The organism is Bradyrhizobium sp. McL0615, from assembly GCF_049993905.1.
Lineage (GTDB): Bacteria > Pseudomonadota > Alphaproteobacteria > Rhizobiales > Xanthobacteraceae > Bradyrhizobium.
The window spans coordinates 5,119,843-5,137,760 of sequence record NZ_CP188254.1; the positions used below are offsets into that span (position 1 = coordinate 5,119,843).

12 protein-coding genes and 2 pseudogenes are annotated in these 17,918 nt (G+C 62.5%); 9 read left to right on the forward strand and 5 right to left on the reverse strand.

Annotated elements, in window-relative coordinates; translation table 11 throughout:
- Window positions 1–20 precede the first annotated feature (20 nt).
- A complete protein-coding gene (locus ACPPVP_RS24310) occupies window positions 21–800 on the reverse strand; it encodes a GntR family transcriptional regulator (RefSeq protein ID WP_426525176.1) in 780 nt (259 codons plus the stop codon).
- A gap of 125 nt (window positions 801–925) precedes the next feature.
- Here ACPPVP_RS24310 and pcaB point away from each other — a divergent pair, with 125 nt between their 5' ends.
- Both pcaB and ACPPVP_RS24320 read left to right on the forward strand, forming a co-directional pair.
- A complete protein-coding gene (gene pcaB / locus ACPPVP_RS24315) occupies window positions 926–2,275 on the forward strand; it encodes a 3-carboxy-cis,cis-muconate cycloisomerase (RefSeq protein WP_426525178.1) in 1,350 nt (449 codons plus the stop codon).
- A 33-nt stretch (window positions 2,276–2,308) separates the two neighbouring features.
- Window positions 2,309–3,304 (forward strand): Bug family tripartite tricarboxylate transporter substrate binding protein, encoded by a 996-nt coding sequence (locus ACPPVP_RS24320; protein ID WP_426525180.1) that lies wholly within the window; start codon window positions 2,309–2,311, stop codon window positions 3,302–3,304.
- Window positions 3,305–3,576: 272 nt separating this feature from the next.
- On the opposite strand, the gene ACPPVP_RS24325 is transcribed toward ACPPVP_RS24320, so the two are convergent.
- A complete protein-coding gene (locus ACPPVP_RS24325; RefSeq protein ID WP_426525182.1) occupies window positions 3,577–3,945 on the reverse strand; it encodes a hypothetical protein in 369 nt (122 codons plus the stop codon).
- Window positions 3,946–4,313: 368 nt separating this feature from the next.
- Between ACPPVP_RS24325 and ACPPVP_RS24330 the strand changes: the two are divergent.
- A pseudogene (locus tag ACPPVP_RS24330) lies at window positions 4,314–4,901 on the forward strand (GAF domain-containing protein); the annotation flags it as partial.
- Between the two features lie 75 nt (window positions 4,902–4,976).
- A pseudogene (locus ACPPVP_RS24335) lies at window positions 4,977–5,801 on the forward strand (sensor histidine kinase); the annotation flags it as partial.
- A gap of 82 nt (window positions 5,802–5,883) precedes the next feature.
- Here the strand turns inward: ACPPVP_RS24335 and gyrA are convergent.
- The 3 genes from gyrA to ACPPVP_RS24350 all read right to left on the reverse strand — a co-directional run bounded on the left by gyrA (window position 5,884) and on the right by ACPPVP_RS24350 (window position 10,101).
- Window positions 5,884–8,613, reverse strand: coding sequence for a DNA gyrase subunit A (gene gyrA, locus ACPPVP_RS24340; RefSeq protein WP_426525184.1), 2,730 nt, complete (start codon window positions 8,611–8,613; stop codon window positions 5,884–5,886).
- Window positions 8,614–8,818: 205 nt separating this feature from the next.
- Window positions 8,819–9,217 carry a DUF2306 domain-containing protein gene (locus ACPPVP_RS24345; RefSeq protein ID WP_426525186.1) on the reverse strand — a complete coding sequence of 133 codons (399 nt, stop codon included), beginning with the start codon at window positions 9,215–9,217 and terminating at the stop codon, window positions 8,819–8,821.
- Window positions 9,218–9,612: 395 nt separating this feature from the next.
- On the reverse strand, window positions 9,613–10,101 hold the full coding sequence (locus tag ACPPVP_RS24350; RefSeq protein WP_426525188.1) for a single-stranded DNA-binding protein: 489 nt from the start codon (window positions 10,099–10,101) through the stop codon (window positions 9,613–9,615).
- Between the two features lie 561 nt (window positions 10,102–10,662).
- Here ACPPVP_RS24350 and ACPPVP_RS24355 point away from each other — a divergent pair.
- From ACPPVP_RS24355 to uvrA, 5 genes are all read left to right on the forward strand, one after another.
- On the forward strand, window positions 10,663–11,412 hold the full coding sequence (locus ACPPVP_RS24355) for an outer membrane protein (protein WP_426525190.1): 750 nt from the start codon (window positions 10,663–10,665) through the stop codon (window positions 11,410–11,412).
- A 181-nt stretch (window positions 11,413–11,593) separates the two neighbouring features.
- Window positions 11,594–12,349 carry an outer membrane protein gene (locus ACPPVP_RS24360; protein WP_426525192.1) on the forward strand — a complete coding sequence of 252 codons (756 nt, stop codon included), beginning with the start codon at window positions 11,594–11,596 and terminating at the stop codon, window positions 12,347–12,349.
- Between the two features lie 41 nt (window positions 12,350–12,390).
- Window positions 12,391–13,155 (forward strand): outer membrane protein, encoded by a 765-nt coding sequence (locus ACPPVP_RS24365; protein ID WP_426525194.1) that lies wholly within the window; start codon window positions 12,391–12,393, stop codon window positions 13,153–13,155.
- A 228-nt stretch (window positions 13,156–13,383) separates the two neighbouring features.
- Entirely contained in the window at window positions 13,384–14,121 is a 738-nt protein-coding gene (locus tag ACPPVP_RS24370) for an outer membrane protein (RefSeq protein ID WP_426525196.1), read from the forward strand.
- A gap of 306 nt (window positions 14,122–14,427) precedes the next feature.
- Window positions 14,428–17,412 carry an excinuclease ABC subunit UvrA gene (gene uvrA, locus ACPPVP_RS24375; protein ID WP_426525198.1) on the forward strand — a complete coding sequence of 995 codons (2,985 nt, stop codon included), beginning with the start codon at window positions 14,428–14,430 and terminating at the stop codon, window positions 17,410–17,412.
- Window positions 17,413–17,918: the final 506 nt, after the last annotated feature.

Sequence of the window (17,918 nt, forward strand, 5' to 3'; positions counted from 1 at the left end):
AAGCAGCGCGCCAGCCGCCCCTAACCTCGTGATCGCTTGCCAGTTGATCGCGGCGCGCCGCCCTCTGCCGCTCCGGGATTGCCGACGCGCTTGAGCACCGACGTCACGACGTAGCGGCCCGCGGGATGAATGCTTTCCGATATCTCGAACAGGCGGCCGTGCGAATCCAGATATCGGCGGATCACTTCGAGCGCGGGCGATCCGGCTTCCGCGCCCAGCGCCTTGGCAGACGCGTTCGGGATCACGGTCGCCTCGACCGTCTGATGCACTTCGGAGGCGATCACGCCGTAACTGTCCGCGATCATGTCGCAGACCAGGCGGCGATCTTTTCTGATGCCGCTCACGGCATCCGCATAGCTTTCCTCGACATAGCAATCGACCCAAGCCAGCGGCGGGCTTTTGGGCTTGGTCGATGCACGAACGTAGGCGATCCGCAGCCAGCGCGAGCCCGGCTGACAGCCGAAACGCCGTGCCGCCTTGCGATCCATCACGACGGTGTCAATGCTTCTGATGTCGCGATCCGTTGCTGCGGCCAGCGCCACCAGATCGCTCAATGAGCCAAGCGTCTGCTGAAAACTCTCCTGCGGACGTTCGCGCGTCTCCACCCGCGTGCCCGAACCCTTCCGGCGCGAAACCGCCCCGAGCTCGGTGAGCCGGCGCATCGCCGCGCGCACGGTCTGCCGGCTGACATCGTAGCGCGCGGCAAGCTCCAGCTCGGTCGGAATCAGCCCGCCGATGGGGTACTGGCCCCGGTGGATCGCCTCCAGCAGATCGCGGGCGATATCCTCGTAAATTGGCATGTCGAAACAGTTCTCGCGGTCGGGCGCTCCCATAGCACGGCTTAGCCGGCCCCGCACCCCGCGCTTGACAAATTTGTACATATAATTGATATGGCCGTACATATTAACGGGAGTGAAACAGGCGCATGGCCAGCACCATGTTCGACAGCGTCCTTTATCGCGACGTGTTCTCGACGCCGGCCATGCGGGCGGCATTTTCCGACGAAGCCCAGTTCAAGGCCTACGTGCAGGCGGAAACAGCGCTCGCAATGGCCCAGGGCGAAGCCGGCGTGATTCCGCGCGAAGCCGCCGAGGCGATCGCGCAAAAGGCTCCGACCATCGCACTCGACAGCGAGCAGTTGAAACGCGACACCGAGAATGTCGGCTACCCCATCGTCGGCCTGGTGCGCCAGCTCTCGGAGCAGCTCGGCGAAGCCGGCCGCTACGTGCATTGGGGGGCGACCACCCAGGACATCATGGACACCGCGACCGTGCTGCAACTGCGCGAAGCGGTGGCGCTGATCGAAGCCCAGCTCGCCGAGGTCATGGCCACGCTCGCCGATCTCGCCCGGCTGCATCGCGATACGCCGATGGCAGGGCGAACCCATCTGCAGCAGGCGCTGCCGATCACGTTCGGGCACAAGGTTGCGGTCTGGCTCTCGGCACTGCAGCGCTCGGCCGACCGGCTCGAACAGGCCAAGCCTCGCGCCCTCCAGGCGCAGCTCGGCGGCGCGGTGGGGACGCTCGCTTCCCTCGGCGACCGTGGTCTCGACGTGCGTGCCGCTTACGCACGCGCCCTCGGTCTCACGGAGCCTGACATCACCTGGCACGTCGCCCGCGACGGGCTGGTCGAGATGGTCCAGACACTTGCCGTGATCTGCGGCGCGCTCGGCAAGATCGGCTATGACGTCATGATCCTGATGGCGACAGAGATCGGCGAGGTGTTTGAGCCGTTCTCCTCGCATCGCGGCGCGTCCTCGACCATGCCGCAGAAGCGCAATCCGATCTCGTCGGAAATTCTGCTGGCCAACGCAAAGATCTCCCGTGACGCCGCTTCACTGATGCTGGACGCCATGGTGCAGGATCTCGAGCGTGCCACCGGTCCGTGGCATGCCGAATGGATGGCGTTGCCGCAGGTCTGTCTTCTGACGGCCGGCTCGCTGGCGCAGGCGCAATTCATGCTTTCCGGCCTGATCGTCGATCGGGCCGCGATGAAGCGAAACCTCGATTCCACCCGCGGGCTGATCGTAGCCGAAGCGGTCATGATGGGGCTCGCGCCCGCGCTTGGCCGCCAGCACGCGCATGACGAGGTCTATGCCGCCTGCCGCGATGCGTTCACACGCAGCGACGCGCTCCTCGATGCATTGCTGCGGCGGCCGGCGATTGCATCCGCCCTGCCCCGCGATCAACTCGCCGCCCTGTGCGAACCATCGAACTATCTCGGCACGGCCGGGGCGATGGTGGACCGCGTACTCGCCCGTCACACCAAACGATAATCAAAACAATGAGCACCTTGGGAGGATATCTTCATGGCGTCCCGAATTCTTGACCGGCGCGCAGTCGCTTTTGGCCTCGCCGGCGCACTCTGCATGCCGTCGATCCTGCGCGCCCAGACGAACTACCCGGACCGGCCGATCAACGTCATCGTGCCGTTCGCCGCCGGCGGACCGACCGACGCGATTGCGCGCATCTATGCCGAATTCCTTTCGCGTGACCTCGGGCAAACGCTGGTGATCGAAAACGTCGCCGGGGCCGGCGGAACGATCGGCTCGACCAGAGCCGCGCGCGCGACGCCTGACGGGTATACGATCCAGATCGGCCAGGCCGGCACGCATGTGTCCAGTGTCGGGCTCTACAAGAACCTGAAGTACAACCCGATCACGGATTACGAACATCTTGGATTGCTCGGCGATCTTCCGCAGGTGCTGATCGTCAAGCGCGACCTTCCGCCTGACAACTTCAAGGCATTCGTGGGTTATGTCCGCGCCAACGAGGCCAAGCTCAACGCCGGCACCGCAGGACCCGGCTCGTCGGCCCACATGGGCGCAGCGATGCTGAACGTCCGGCTCGGCACCAAGGTCAATCTGGTCTCCTATCGCGGAACGGGTCCGGCCATGAACGATCTCATCGCGGGTCAGATCGACTACATGGTCGAAGTGTCGCTCACGGCGCTGGCGCAGATCCAGGCGAAAACCGTGCGGCCGCTGGCGGTGTTCCGCTCGGCGCGGATTTCGACCTTGCCCGAAGTGCCTTCCACCAACGAGTTCGGCGTCGACGGTCTCGACTTCCCGGTCTGGCTCGGATTCCTGGCGCCCAAGGGAACGCCGCAACCGATCGTGGAGCGGCTGAACGCCTCGATCCGCAAGGCAACCCAGGATGCGACCTTGCGCGCCCGCCTCGCCCCGCTCGGCCTGGAAATGCCGCAGGATGCGACCAATACCCCGACCGGCTTCCGCGACTACGTCCAGTCGGAAATCAATCGCTGGGTGCCGCTGATCCAGAAGGCTGGTTTGACGATTGAGTGAGGCCGGCGCGTAGCCCGGAAGGAGTTGGCGGCAATCAGCCGTTATACAGGTTGGCACCGCGTCGTCGGCCAGCGCAGCATGATGCACGACCGTCTTCAACGCGCGGGCGCAACAGAAATTTGTCGAGATGAGTTATTCCACCACATCGGCAGCGGGGCGACCGGATGCAGGCCACGCGCATCGGCCCAGCCCCTCGCCGATGACGCTGACGGTCGGCTGCGGTCGGAATGGGCAGCAGTTGGAGCGTCTTAGCCCACAGCCAGACACCCTCCTCAAGCGTCCTCGGGTTCAAACTGCTTTTCCCAGGCCTTATCCGCCTCGCTGCGTTTGAATTTGTCGTACTCGTCTGTGATCTTCTTAAGCTTGGCCACATTCGAATTCATGCTGTAGCGGCTCACGCTTTCCAGTTGCTCCGGATCAAAAAAGATAAAGCGGTCCGACAGTTCAACCATTGCGATTCCAAGACGAATGCAGGTGTCCTGCAGTTCATCGCGCTGGTTTGACCCCAATCGGCTCATGCCAAGTACTTTTAACAAGTTGGACTTGCTGATTTCGAAGAACGTTTTGCCGGCATCTTTCTTCCTCTCCTGAACGTACAAACCCGAGAGGGCATACTCAATGAAGGTCTTCGCTTTGGACATCTGACTCCTCCTCGCCTAGAAGGAATCCTAATTGCAGCATTATCCTTAATTTGTCAATTAAGGTTACAACCTAAATTACGGTGATGCGATTGCTCCATGCCAGAAAGTCAGGCGAGTAACACGAATCCTAACGGCACCCTTTAAGCCCGGCGTATCCGGCAATGCCTTAGGCCGTTCTCTGGATCTACCGGGGCGCTGAGGAGACCGACACCCAGTCGTGGTACGTCGAGTGCTTTCTCAGTCAGCAGCGGGGCGCACTCCAACAACCTGCCTCATATTTTCGCCCTACGGGGACCTGCTGTCGGACACCCTTTCCCTTTGCAGGTCTAAGCCGGTACGATGGCTTCTCCTGAGACTTGGGACAGGCGATGAAAGCAGACGACAGACCAACCAGATCGCGAAGCCACGCGACGACCAAGGCAAAGCCCCGCCAGGCGACAAAAGCAGCGAGCGTCTCCCGCCCTGCAACAAAGGCGAAAGTCGAAAGTTCCGCCACACCGGAAGCCGAGCGGCTTTCCCTCGAACTTCAGGAAGCCAGGGAGCGGCAGGCAGCGACAGCCGAGGTCTTAAGCCTCATCTCGGACTCGCCGACCGGCATCCAGCCGGTGTTCGACAGGATCGTCAAGAACGCCGCGCGGCTGTGCCAGAGCGTGCTGAGCGCCGTCTATCGGCGGGATGGGGATCATGTCGATCTCGTGGCGTACGATCAATTTTCTCCGGAATCGGTGGCCGCGGTGCGCAAGGCCTACCCTGCCCCGCTGACCAGCAAAAACCTGATCTCGGTCGCCATCCGCGAGCGCCGCGTCGTGCACGAGCCTGATGTGCTCGTCTCCGGCGGATACAGCGAACTGCAGAGAACCTCGGGCTATCGGAGCATCCTGGTCGTGCCGATGTTGCGCGACGAGGTCGCGATCGGCGCCATCGCGGTCATGCGGCTTGAGCCGCAATTATTTCCCAAGGCGCAGGTCGAGCTCCTGAAAACTTTCGCCGGTCAGGCGGTGGTCGCCATCGAGAACACGCGGCTGTTCACCGAGGTCCAGGAACGCACGCGGCAATTGTCGCAATCGCTGGAGGATCTGCGCGCCGCGCAGGACAGTCTGGTACAGACCGAGAAGCTGGCCGCGCTGGGAAGGCTGGTGGCGGGCGTCGCCCACGAACTCAACACGCCCGTCGGCACCAGCCTGACCGTCGCGTCGGCATTCCTGAGCAAGGCCGATCGATTTGAAGCCAATGTCGCCAGCGGCGGCGTACGCCGGTCGACCTTGACGGAATTCATTGCGGCCGGCCGGGAGGCGGCGTCGCAAGTCATGATCAATCTCAATCACGCGATCGATCTGATCCAGTCGTTCAAGCAGGTTGCGGCCGACCGCAACGTTTCGGACCGGAGAGCCTTCGATCTCGGCCAGGTGACCAGGCAGGTCGTCAAGGGATTGCGGTACGGGCTGCGCAGAAATCTCGTGGTCAGCGTCGAGTGCGAGCCTGACCTCGCCATGAACAGCTATCCCGGACCGTACGGCCAGGTGCTGACCAACCTCGTCATCAATTCCGCGGTACACGCCTATCCGGACGGCGCACGCGGATCGGTCCGTATCGCGGCACAGGCGTCGGGCAAGCACAACGTCGAAGTGCTGTTTTCAGACGACGGCTGCGGCATGAGCCCGGAGGTCCGGCGTCAGGTGTTCGATCCATTTTTCACGACCCGGCGCGACCAGGGCAGCACCGGCCTCGGATTGCACATCGTCCACAACATCGTGACCAATCGCTTGGGCGGCCGGATCAATCTGGAAACCAGGCCCGGCGCAGGAACGAAGATCCGGATCGTCGTGCCGCGCGAAGCGCCGCTTGCCGCGGAGTGATGCGCATCTCCGGAGTCCGGCGTCGTAGCCCGGATATCGCTTCGCTCATCCGGGCTACACACTACGCGCGGAGCCGGCGGCGCTAGCCGCCGTTGCCGTTCTCGCCGTTCTCTCCGTCGTCGCCGATATGCTCGACCGACACCACGTGCTCGTCTTCTGCCGTATCGAACACGATGACGCCTTGCGTCGAGCGGCCGGCGATGCGGATGTCCTCGACCGGGCAGCGGATCAGCTGGCCCTTGTCGGTGACGAGCATGATCTGGTCGCTGTGCTCCACGGGGAATGACGCCACCAGCTTGCCGTTGCGGTTGTTGACGGACATCGCGACGATGCCTTTGCCGCCGCGGCCGGTGGTGCGGTACTCGTAGGACGAGGTGCGCTTGCCATAGCCGTTGACGGAGACCGTCAGCACGACCTGCTCCTGCGCCGACATCTCGACATAGCGATCGGACGAAAGCTGGATCGCGGTCGACGCCTCCTCGGTCTCCGCCTCGGCGGGTTCCTCGGATGCGGTCTCGCCGGCCACCGCGCGGCGCATCTTGAGATACGCCGACCGTTCGTCGGAGGTGGTTTCGACATGGCGCAGGATCGCCAGCGAGATCAGCGTGTCGTTGTCGGCGAGCGCAATGCCGCGCACGCCCATCGAGGTGCGGCCGGTGAAGACGCGCACATCAGTGACGGGGAAGCGGATGCACTGGCCGCCGGCCGCCGTCAGCAGCACGTCGTCGCGCTCGGTACAGATCTGCACGTCGACGATCGCCTCGCCCTCCCCGAGCTTCATGGCGATGATGCCGGAGCGGCGGACATCGACGAAGTCGGACAGCTTGTTGCGGCGAACCGTGCCGCCGGTGGTGGCGAACATCACGTCGAGATTGCCCCAGGAGGATTCATCCTCCGGCAGCGGCATGATGGTGGTGATGCGCTCGCCCTGCTCCAGCGGCAGGATGTTGATCAGCGCCTTGCCTCGCGCGTTGGGCGCCGCCACCGGCAGCCGCCAGACCTTTTCCTTGTAGACCTGACCCTTCGAGGAGAAGAACAGCACCGGCGTATGGGTCGAGGCCACGAACAGGCGGGAGACAAAATCCTCATCGCGGGTCTGCATGCCCGCGCGGCCCTTGCCGCCACGGCGCTGGGCGCGATAGGTCGACAGCGGCACGCGCTTGACGTAGCCGGCGTGCGAGACCGTGACCACCATGTCCTCGCGCTGGATCAGGTCTTCGTCCTCGACCTCGCCTTCCTGCTCGATGATGACAGTCTTGCGCGGGGTGGCGAATTCTTCCTTCACCGCCGCAAGCTCTTCCTTGATGATCGCCTGCACGCGCGCGCGCGAGCGCAGGATGTCGAGATAGTCGGCGATCTCAACCGCGAGCTTGTCGAGCTCTTCCGAAATCTCCTCGCGGCCGAGCGCCGTCAGCCGCTGCAGGCGCAGTTCGAGAATGGCCTTGGCCTGCTCCAGCGATAGCCGCGCGGTGCCGTCGGGCGCCATCCGGTGCCGGGGATCGTCGATCAGCGTGATCATCGCTTCCACGTCCCTGGCCGGCCAGTCGCGCGACATCAACGTGTCGCGCGCGGTGGTCGGATCGGGCGAGGTTCTGATGACGCGAATGATCTCGTCGATATTGGCCACCGCAATCGCGAGGCCAACCAGGATGTGAGCGCGATCGCGGGCCTTGTTGAGCAGGAATTTCGTGCGTCGCGTCACCACCTGTTCGCGGAAGGCGATGAACAGCGTCAGAAAGTCCTTCAGGTTCATCGTCTGCGGCCGGCCGGCGTCGAGCGCCACCATGTTGGCCGGGAAATTCGTCTGCAGCGGCGTGAACCGATAGAGCTGGTTCAGCACCACGTCGGGCACGGCGTCGCGTTTCAGTTCGACGACGACGCGGAAACCGTCACGGTCGGATTCGTCGCGCAGATCGGAGATGCCTTCGATCTTCTTCTCGCGCACCAGTTCGGCGATGCGCTCCACCATGGTGGCCTTGTTCACCTGGAACGGAATTTCGGTGACGATGATCGCTTCGCGATCCTTGCGGATGGTATCGATCGTCACCTTGCCGCGCATCACGATCGAGCCGCGGCCGAGATGATAGGCCGAGCGGATGCCCTGCCGGCCGAGAATGATACCGCCGGTCGGGAAATCCGGTCCCGGCACGATGTTGATGAGATCGTCGATGGTCAGCGCCGGATTGTCGATCAGCGCCACGCAGGCGTCGATGACTTCGCCGAGATTGTGCGGGGGAATGTTGGTCGCCATGCCGACGGCGATACCGCCGGCGCCGTTGACCAGAAGGTTCGGGAATTTCGCCGGCAGCACCGTCGGTTCACGGTCGCGGCTGTCGTAATTGGCCTGAAAATCGACGGTGTCCTTGTCGATGTCGTCGAGCAGCGTCTGCGCGATCTTGGTCAGGCGGGATTCGGTGTACCGCATGGCGGCCGCCGTATCGCCGTCCACCGAGCCGAAATTGCCCTGGCCGTCGATCAGCGGCACGCGCATGGAGAAATCCTGCGCCAGACGCACCAGCGCGTCATAGACCGACTGATCGCCGTGGGGATGGTATTTACCGATGACGTCGCCGACCGTGCGCGCCGATTTGTTGTAGGACTTGTTCCACTCGAAGCCGTTCTCGTGCATCGCGTAGAGAATGCGGCGATGCACGGGCTTCAACCCGTCGCGCGCGTCCGGCAGCGCACGTGCCACGATCACGCTCATGGCGTAATCGAGGTAGGAGCGTTTCATCTCGTCGAGGATGGAAACGGGACGGATATCGGAGGGCTCCGGCGGTTCGCCGGGCTTGTTATCTTCAGGGTCAGACAAAGGGGGAATCCGGTCAATTCTCAGCTGAGAATCATATAGCGCATCAGGCCTCCAATAACCACCCCGAAGCGGGCTGGAGAGGTCGTTTTTCCGCTCGTTTTTTCATGGACTTACAGGGATCGCCGGGGTGCCCCGGCGGGCTCGCCGGAGGGGGCATTTTCAGGCCCCGAAAAGCGGGCACTGACACGCCTTTTCCAGCATCGGCCTATGGGCCGAAAACCACCGCGTGCATGATCCGTCCCGGCAGGAACGTAAACAGGCCGGCAATGACGAGCGCGCCTGCAAAAATCATCGTCATGATCCGGCGATGATCGACGACCCTGTGGCGCCTGGCTCTCCATACCGCGATCGGCAGCACGATCAGGGTGAAGATCGACAGCAGGTGGATCGGGCTCCAGGGCCCGAGCAAGCGGATCTCATGGATCCAGAACGAGCTCGCCGCGACGGTGGCCATCAGGGCGACCCAGATCCAGCCGACCGTCCGGTGCGGCAGCGTTCCCTTCGGCGCCGCGAACTGGATGACGCCCAGCGCGAAGGCCGCCATCGCCGCGAAGGCATGAACAGGGATCGCAGGGGCGGCATCCAGCAGCGGCGCAAGGGACATTGGAAACTCCCCGGAAGGTCTGATCGAAGGCAGCGTTGAACGCGTGATGAAGCCGACCCCAGTCGACGCCAAGACACCGATGCGAGCCCGCATCAATGTAAGACATATTTACATTTATCTTTACAATGTCAAGTTCAAACAGTGCGTCGACCTGCCGTCGCGCGATCTCTGGACGTCACGCCTTTCCTCCGAAAATGAAGTCAGGCCCTAAGGCTTCTGCCAGCGCCGTGATAACGCGCGCCTGCCGCCATGGCCGGGCGTGGTGCCGGCCATCTGCGTTTTCCCCGCTGCGGTCGTGTGCTGGGTACGCCCGGAACGGCGCGCGGAGGCATACCCCGCGCTTTGTCCGGATATATGGTTCAGGCAGAACGCCGTGCGATCGGCGGCTGTCGGCCTCAGAACGGAATATCGTCGTCCATGTCGCTATTGCGACCGCCGCCTGCCGCCACCGCCCGCCGCGGCGCGGAGCTGGGACTGCTGGAGCCGAAATCGCCGGCATCGTCAGAGCCGAAACTGCCGCCACCGCCGCCGCTGCGGCCGTCGAGCATGGTCAGGGTCGAGTTGAAGCCCTGCAGCACGACTTCGGTCGAGTACTTTTCGACGCCGCTCTGGTCGGTCCATTTGCGGGTCTGCAGCGCGCCCTCGATGTAAACCTTGGCGCCCTTCTTCAGATATTGCTCGACAATCTTGCACAGCGGTTCAGAGAAGATCACGACGCGGTGCCACTCGGTCTTTTCCTTGCGCTCGCCGGTGCCCTTGTCGCGCCAGGTTTCCGACGTGGCGATGCTCAGATTGGCGATCGGCCGCCCGTCCTGTGTCCGCCGGATTTCAGGATCCTTGCCGAGATTGCCGACCAGAATCACCTTGTTTACGCTTCCCGCCATCGCCGCTCTCCACTCGATATATCGCCGGCAAAAATCACTGGTCCAGCCGTCGCGTGCCGGCCGCCTTCAATTCTTGACCTGTTGCCAATTCTTGACTGTGTTTTCTTGACTGTGTTTGTCCGCTCTTTCGCGTCCGCTTCCGGACATCTGAAACGACCCTATACGCCCGCAAGCGCCGCCGACTTAGCGATCCCTCGGCAAGTCAACGGTTATCCACATGCCGTTGTCCACATATAGCATCGCGCCCGCGTACGTTCCAGCTTTGTTCCGGCAGTCCCACGTCGCCATCGGTCCAACTTGCAGCTCAACCAGACGGCGACTTGAGTTGGCCGCAATTAAGGCCCGAAAACGCCAAAATGGAACCTAGAGTTCCGCACAGTAACGGGAATAACGCATATAGATCATATGCTTGAGTCCATGTTTTGGCTCACGGGTGTTGCAATTCGGAGACGCAATTTCTGGGCGACTCGCGCTATAAAATTACCACCGGCGCGGGACGCTCGCGTCATTTTGAGAACGCTTCGGGACCAACGGAAGCGGACAAAACCTGGAGATAGACCCATGAAGAAGGTTCTGTTGAGTACGGTTGCTCTCATCGCGTTCGCCGCACCTGCGGCAGCCGCCGACCTCGCGGCGCGTCCTTACACCAAAGCCCCGCCGGCGCCGATCGCCGTCGTGTACGACTGGAGCGGCTTCTACATCGGCGCCAACGGCGGCTGGGGTTCGAGCCGCAAGTGCTGGGACTTCGTGACACCGGGCGGCGCCTTCGTCGGAGCCGAGGGGTGCCATGACGCCACCGGCGGCACCGCCGGCGGCCAGATCGGTTATCGCTGGCAGGCCAGCAGTTGGGTGTTCGGCCTCGAAGCCCAAGGCAACTGGGCCGACTTCAGGGGCAGCAATGTGAGCCTGCTGTTCCCCGGCGCCAGGAATGACTCGCGGATCGACGCCTTCGGTCTCTTCACGGGTCAGGTCGGTTGGGCCGCCAACAACGTTCTGTTCTACATCAAGGGCGGCGCGGCTGTTACGGCGGATCGGTTCCGCGCCTTTGATGTTCCCACAGGCGTCATCGTCGGCACCGCCGGTGATGACACCCGCTGGGGCGGTGTGGTTGGTGTAGGCCTCGAATACGGCTTCGCCCCCAACTGGTCGGCCGCTATCGAATACGACCATCTCTTCATGCAGGATCGGACCGTCACCTTCAACGCGCCGGGCGGCGTGTTCTTCGGCACCGATCGCATCCGTCAGGACGTCGACCTCGTCACCGTCCGCGTCAACTACCGCTGGGGTGGCCCTGTGATCGCGAAGTACTGATCTTCGCATTCAATAATCGAATACTGAAAAGGCCGGCCTCGCGCCGGCCTTTTTGCTTGGTTGCATCCCCCCGCTACCTCTGGGAGTGCGACATTCTGTCCATTTGTGGCGCGCAAGCTACAGCCAAGTGCCAGGCGGTGCCTGTACCGTCGGTTCCATCAACCTTGGCTGGGGACTCACCTTGTACAAATTGCTGCTTGGCGCCGTGGGCGCGATTGGACTGACGGCTTCGGCTTCGGCGGCCGATCTTGCGGCGCGCCCCTACACCAAGGCGCCAGCCCCGATGATTGCCGCGGTCTATGACTGGAGCGGATTTTATACCGGCCTCAACGGCGGCGGCGCATCGAGCCGCGCGTGCTGGACCATCACCAACGATAACGGCAATGCGGTCACGCCGAACTCGGAGGGCTGCCACGACGCGACGGGCGGTTTGGCCGGTGGCCAGATCGGTTACCGCTGGCAGGCCGCGAGCTGGGTGTTCGGCGTTGAAGCCCAGGGCGATTGGGCCAACCTGCGGGGATCAAATGCCAGCCAGACGGTGCGAATTCCCGCAACCAACCAGACCAAGATCGACGCCATCGGCCTATTCACCGGCCAGGTCGGCTACGCCTGGAACAACGTTCTTTGGTACGTGAAGGGTGGCGCTGCGGTCACCGACAACAAATACAGCACCTTCTTCACCGCAACCGGCGTCGAATATAATCAAACGAGCGAAGCCCGCTGGGGCGGCGCTGTCGGGACCGGAATTGAAATCGGTTTTGCGCCGAACTGGTCCGTTGCCGTTGAATACGACCATCTGTTCATGGGCACCCGCAACGTTACGTTCCCGGCAACGGCCATTGCCGTCTCGCGCGCCGACGACATTCATCAGAACGTCGACATGGCAACGATACGAATCAATTATCGCTGGGGCGGCCCGGCCATCGCGAAGTACTGAATATCGCTTTCAGCAAACGAAATACCGAAAGGTCCCGCCTCTTGAAAAAGCCGCTGTTCGCCGCCACCGGTCTGATCGCCTTTGGCCTGACTGCGCCCACTTCCGCTGCGGATCTTGCAGCGCGCCCCTACACCAAAGCCCCGATGATTGCCGCCGTTTACGACTGGAGCGGGTTCTATGTCGGCCTCAACGGCGGCGGTGGCTGGAGCGGCAAGTGCTGGGACATCGTGACGAACATTCTCGGCGCACCGGTGGTCCCGCCCGTATCCGAAGGCTGCCACACCGCGTCTGGCGCCGTGGCCGGCGGCCAGTTCGGCTATCGCTGGCAAACCGGCGCATGGGTGTTCGGCGTCGAAGCGCAGGGTGACTGGGCCGATCTGAGCGGGTCCAATGGTCCGAGCCTGCTCGTGGGCGGCGGCGGCTCCAACCGTTCGAAGATCGATGCCATCGGCCTGTTCACCGGCCAGGTCGGCTACGCCTGGAACAACGTCCTGTTCTACGTCAAAGGCGGCGTCATGGGCGTGAACGACAAGTATGAGGGCTTCATCACCGCCACCGGCTTCGTGTTCGACCATGCGAGCGAGACACGCTGGAACGGCGCGGTCGGCGCCGGCCTCGACTTCGGCGTGACATCCAATATCGTGCTCGGCGTCGATTACGTGCACGGCTTCATGGGCTCGCGCGACAACAGCTTCACGTTCAACGGCGGCGGATTCTCGCGCACCGATCGCATTCGTCAGGACGTCGACATCGTCACCGCACGCGTCAGCTACAAATTCGGCGGCCCCGTCATCGCGAAATACTGACCGCGCTCCGCGCGCATTGAATGCAAAAAGGCCGGCGTCACGCCGGCCTTTTCGTTTTGGTTGTACTGCCGGATAGCGCGCACCCGCGGCGGTTGCATATTACCCACTTTCGCCGCCGATGTGGTTTTTCGGCGACAGCATTTTGCGGTGACTTTGCGCTATATGCGCAGGCAACCTGAAATTGACTGCTCCGACAGTTGCGTGGGACACGCCGAAAGGAAGAGAAACGTGAAGAAAATTTTGCTGACGACGACCGCCTTGATCGCGCTTGGGGTCGCCCCTGCGGTCGGCGCCGATCTTGCCGCACGGCCCTATACCAAGGCGCCCGTCGCGGTTGCGATGTACAACTGGGGCGGCTTCTACGCCGGCGTTAACGGCGGCTGGGGATCGAGCCGCAATAGCTGGGATGAGACCTTCGGCGTCGTTTTCCCGATGGGCAGCCATGACGCAACCGGCGGCACCGTCGGTGGTCAGATCGGCTACCGCTGGCAGGCTGCTTCGTGGGTGTTCGGCGTGGAAGCGCAGGGCAACTGGGCTGACTTCAAGGGCAGCAATGTGATCCCGCTTGCTGCGGCGTTCACCAACGAGACGCGTGTCGATGCCTTCGGACTGTTCACGGGTCAGGTCGGCTACGCCGCAAACAACGTCCTGTTCTACCTCAAGGGCGGCGCCGCCGTGACCTCCGATCGCTACCGTATGCTCGCGACCGCCACCGGTGCCCAGGTCGTCAACAGCGTCGATGACACCCGTTGGGGTGGCGTGGTCGGCGTCGGCCTGGAATATGGCTTCGCCCCGAACTGGTCGGCCGGCATCGAATACAATCACCTGTTCATGCAGGACAAGACCTATAACTTCGTGAGCAACGGCGCCATCATCCCGGCTGGCGCATCGTTTGCCCAGAACCGTATCCGTCAGGACATTGATCTCGTCACCGCTCGCATCAACTACAAGTTCGGCGCGTACTGATCTCCGCGTCATCTGAGTTCCCAAAATTGAGAAAAGGCCGGCCTTGCGCCGGCCTTTTTTTGTGCCGCACTGCTGACTGCTGCTGCCAAAAAGCTTGCTTGACGCGTTTTCTTCACGCGACCCGGTCCCAACTTCGCTCGAAAACGCTATGGCCCAACTAATCCGTTGATGATTCGCACGCGGCACTGGAAATCCCTCATCGTTCTTCCTATGTTCCGACTTTCAATCATCGGCGCCTGATCCCGGCTCTCACGGGCAATGCGCGCCCAACTTGGCGCGTCTCCGCACGCGTCTGGAAATGCCGATATGGATGAAGTGCTCAGGGCGAAGCGCCAACCTAACGCCGGCTCCGCATCGCGCGCGATAACCATTCGCGGTGCGCGCGAGCACAATCTCAAGAACATCGATGTCGAGATACCGCGCGACAAGCTCGCCGTGTTCACCGGCCTCTCCGGCTCCGGCAAATCCTCGCTCGCCTTCGACACCATCTATGCCGAAGGCCAGCGCCGCTACGTCGAATCGCTCTCGGCCTATGCGCGCCAGTTCCTGGAGATGATGCAGAAGCCGGATGTCGACCAGATCGACGGCCTGTCGCCCGCGATCTCGATCGAGCAGAAGACTACGTCGAAGAACCCGCGCTCCACCGTCGGCACCGTCACCGAGATCTACGACTATATGCGCCTGCTATGGGCGCGCGTCGGCGTGCCCTATTCGCCCGCCACGGGGTTGCCGATCGAAAGCCAGATTGTCTCGCAGATGGTCGACCGCGTGCTGGCGCTGCCCGAAGGCACAAGGCTCTATCTACTGGCCCCGGTCGTGCGCGGCCGCAAGGGCGAGTACAAGAAGGAGCTCGCCGAATACCTCAAGAAAGGCTTTCAGCGCGTCAAGATCGACGGCACCTTCCATGAGTTGGCCGAAGCGCCGACGCTCGACAAGAAATTCCCGCACGACATTGACGTGGTGGTCGACCGCATCGTGGTCCGCCCCGACATCGGCCAGCGCCTCGCCGAAAGTTTTGAGACCGCGCTGAAGCTCGCCGAAGGCCTCGCCGTGATCGAATATGCCGACGCGCCGGCGGCTGCGGCGGACGAGAAGAAGTCCGACAAGAAGACCGCAAAAATCCACGACAAGAGCGGGCCCGAGCGAATTCTTTTCTCGGAAAAATTCGCCTGCCCGGTTTCCGGCTTCACCATTCCCGAGATCGAGCCGCGGCTGTTCTCGTTCAACAACCCCTATGGCGCCTGCCCGGCCTGCGGCGGCCTCGGCGTCGAGCAGCATATCGACGAGGACCTCGTCATTCCCGACAAGGAGATGACCTTGCGCAAGGGCGCGATCGCGCCGTGGGCAAAGTCGTCCTCGCCCTATTACATCCAGACGCTGACCGCGCTCGGCAAGTTCTACAAGTTCACGCTCGACACCAAGTGGAAAGACCTGCCGAAGAAGACGCAGGCCGCGCTGCTGCACGGCTCCGGCGACGACGAGATCAAGTTCTCCTATGAGGACGGCGTCCGCTCCTACGACACCAAGAAGCCGTTCGAGGGCGTCATCACCAACCTCGAGCGCCGCTTCCGCGAGACCGAGAGCGAATGGGCGCGCGAGGAGCTGGCAAAGTATTTCTCCGACATCCCCTGCGCGGGATGCCATGGCCATCGCCTCAAGCCCGAAGCGCTGTGCGTCAAGATCGGTGGCAAGCATATCGGCGAAATCTCCGAACTCTCGGTGAAGGGCGCCGGCGAATGGTTCGAGACCGTTCCGAAGGCGCTCAACACGCAGCAGAACGAGATTGCCGGGCGCGTGCTAAAGGAGATCCGCGAGCGGCTGTCCTTCCTGCTCGACGTCGGCCTGAATTATCTCACGCTGGCGCGCGCCTCCGGCACATTGAGCGGCGGCGAAAGCCAGCGCATCCGCCTCGCCTCCCAGATCGGCTCGGGGCTGACCGGCGTGCTCTACGTGCTGGACGAGCCCTCGATCGGCCTGCACCAGCGCGACAACGCCAGGCTTCTGGAAACGCTGAAGCGGCTGCGCGACCTCGGCAATACCGTGATCGTGGTCGAGCATGACGAGGACGCCATTCGCCTAGCTGATTACGTGCTCGACATCGGCCCTGGCGCCGGCATGCATGGCGGCCACATCGTGGCACAGGGCACGCCCGCCGAGATCATGAAGAACCCGAAATCGCTGACCGGCAAATACCTCACCGGCGAGATGTCGGTGGCGATCCCCGAGCGCAAGCCGCCGAACCACCGGCGAACCATCAAGGTCGTCAACGCCCGCGGCAACAATCTGAAAAACGTCTCGGCGGAAATTCCGCTCGGGCTGTTCACCTGCGTCACCGGCGTCTCCGGCGGCGGCAAGTCGACGCTCCTGATCGACACGCTCTACAAGGCGATCGCCCGCAAGCTGAACAACGCCAGCGAAGGCGCCGCGCCCCACGACCGCATCGAGGGGCTGGAGCATATCGACAAGATCATCGACATCGACCAGTCGCCGATCGGCCGGACCCCGCGCTCGAACCCCGCGACCTATACCGGCGCCTTCACGCCGATCCGCGAATGGTTCGCAGGGCTCCCCGAAGCCAAGGCGCGCGGCTACGAGCCCGGCCGCTTCTCCTTCAACGTCAAGGGCGGCCGCTGCGAGGCCTGCCAGGGCGACGGCGTCATCAAGATCGAGATGCACTTTCTGCCCGACGTCTACGTCACCTGCGACACCTGCAAGGGCAAGCGCTACAACCGCGAGACGCTGGAAGTCCTGTTCAAGGGCAAGAGCATCGCCGACGTGCTCGACATGACGGTGGAAGAAGCCGCCGAGTTCTTCAAGGCCGTCCCGCGCGTCCGCGAGACATTCAAAACGCTGCACCGCGTCGGCTTGGATTACATCCATGTCGGCCAGCAGGCCACCACCCTTTCCGGCGGCGAAGCCCAGCGCGTCAAGCTGGCGAAGGAACTCTCAAAGCGCGCGACGGGACGCACGCTCTACATCCTCGACGAGCCGACCACGGGCCTGCATTTCCACGACGTCGCAAAACTATTGGAAGTGCTGCACGAACTGGTGTCGCAAGGTAACACGGTGGTCGTGATCGAGCACAATCTCGAAGTCATCAAGACCGCCGATTGGGTGATCGACCTCGGCCCCGAAGGCGGCGACGGCGGCGGCGAAATCGTCGCCTGGGGTCCGCCGGAGGATATCGTGAAAGCGCCGCGGAGCTACACGGGGAAATTCCTCGCGCCGGTGTTGAAGAAGGCGGCGGGCAAGCCAAGGAAAAGCAGCAGCGCGAGTGAGGCGGCGGAGTAGCCGGGGTAATCGTGCAAACTTCGACTAAGCTAAAGGCTGTATATGCCCTTTACCCGCCACTTCGGGTGGATTCAGAAGCGGCCAAAAGTCGATATCGTCAGTTCTTCGAGCATTTTAGAGCAGGAAAAACGATTCCCATCCGAGGTAGTTTTACGCACAACGGGGAAACCCTCACTATTGCGGCACGACCATGCACAGCCGATCAACTAAAGCGACATTTCAGCAAATCCCCATTTCTTCAAGCGGGCGACGCTGTTTTGGAATTCTCGGCCAACTTCGAATTTCCAGGTCAAGAAAAATATTTTTGGACGGATCATAGCGGAGCAAGAATTAAGCGAACGACCGAACAATCAGTCGCCAATTGGAGAGCTTCTTTATCGCATGACCTAGAGCTTACAGTTCAAACCTATTTTTGCGCTTTGGCCATTGCATACGAAGGAGGCGGTTCGTCCCACCAGGGGCATTTGGATCCTGGATGGATCCAACTGCAGAGTTGATCGCTGCTA

Bases quoted from the DNA above. Each gene is read 5' to 3' on its own strand.
- pcaB (WP_426525178.1), top strand. From the start codon at position 926: ATGGCCAGCACCATGTTCGACAGCGTCCTTTATCGCGACGTGTTCTCG.
- ACPPVP_RS24350 (WP_426525188.1), bottom strand. From the start codon at position 10,101: ATGGCGGGAAGCGTAAACAAGGTGATTCTGGTCGGCAATCTCGGCAAG.
- ACPPVP_RS24310 (WP_426525176.1), bottom strand. From the start codon at position 800: ATGCCAATTTACGAGGATATCGCCCGCGATCTGCTGGAGGCGATCCAC.
- ACPPVP_RS24325 (WP_426525182.1), bottom strand. From the start codon at position 3,945: ATGTCCAAAGCGAAGACCTTCATTGAGTATGCCCTCTCGGGTTTGTAC.
- ACPPVP_RS24355 (WP_426525190.1), top strand. From the start codon at position 10,663: ATGAAGAAGGTTCTGTTGAGTACGGTTGCTCTCATCGCGTTCGCCGCA.
- ACPPVP_RS24320 (WP_426525180.1), top strand. From the start codon at position 2,309: ATGGCGTCCCGAATTCTTGACCGGCGCGCAGTCGCTTTTGGCCTCGCC.
- ACPPVP_RS24345 (WP_426525186.1), bottom strand. From the start codon at position 9,217: ATGTCCCTTGCGCCGCTGCTGGATGCCGCCCCTGCGATCCCTGTTCAT.
- uvrA (WP_426525198.1), top strand. From the start codon at position 14,428: ATGGATGAAGTGCTCAGGGCGAAGCGCCAACCTAACGCCGGCTCCGCA.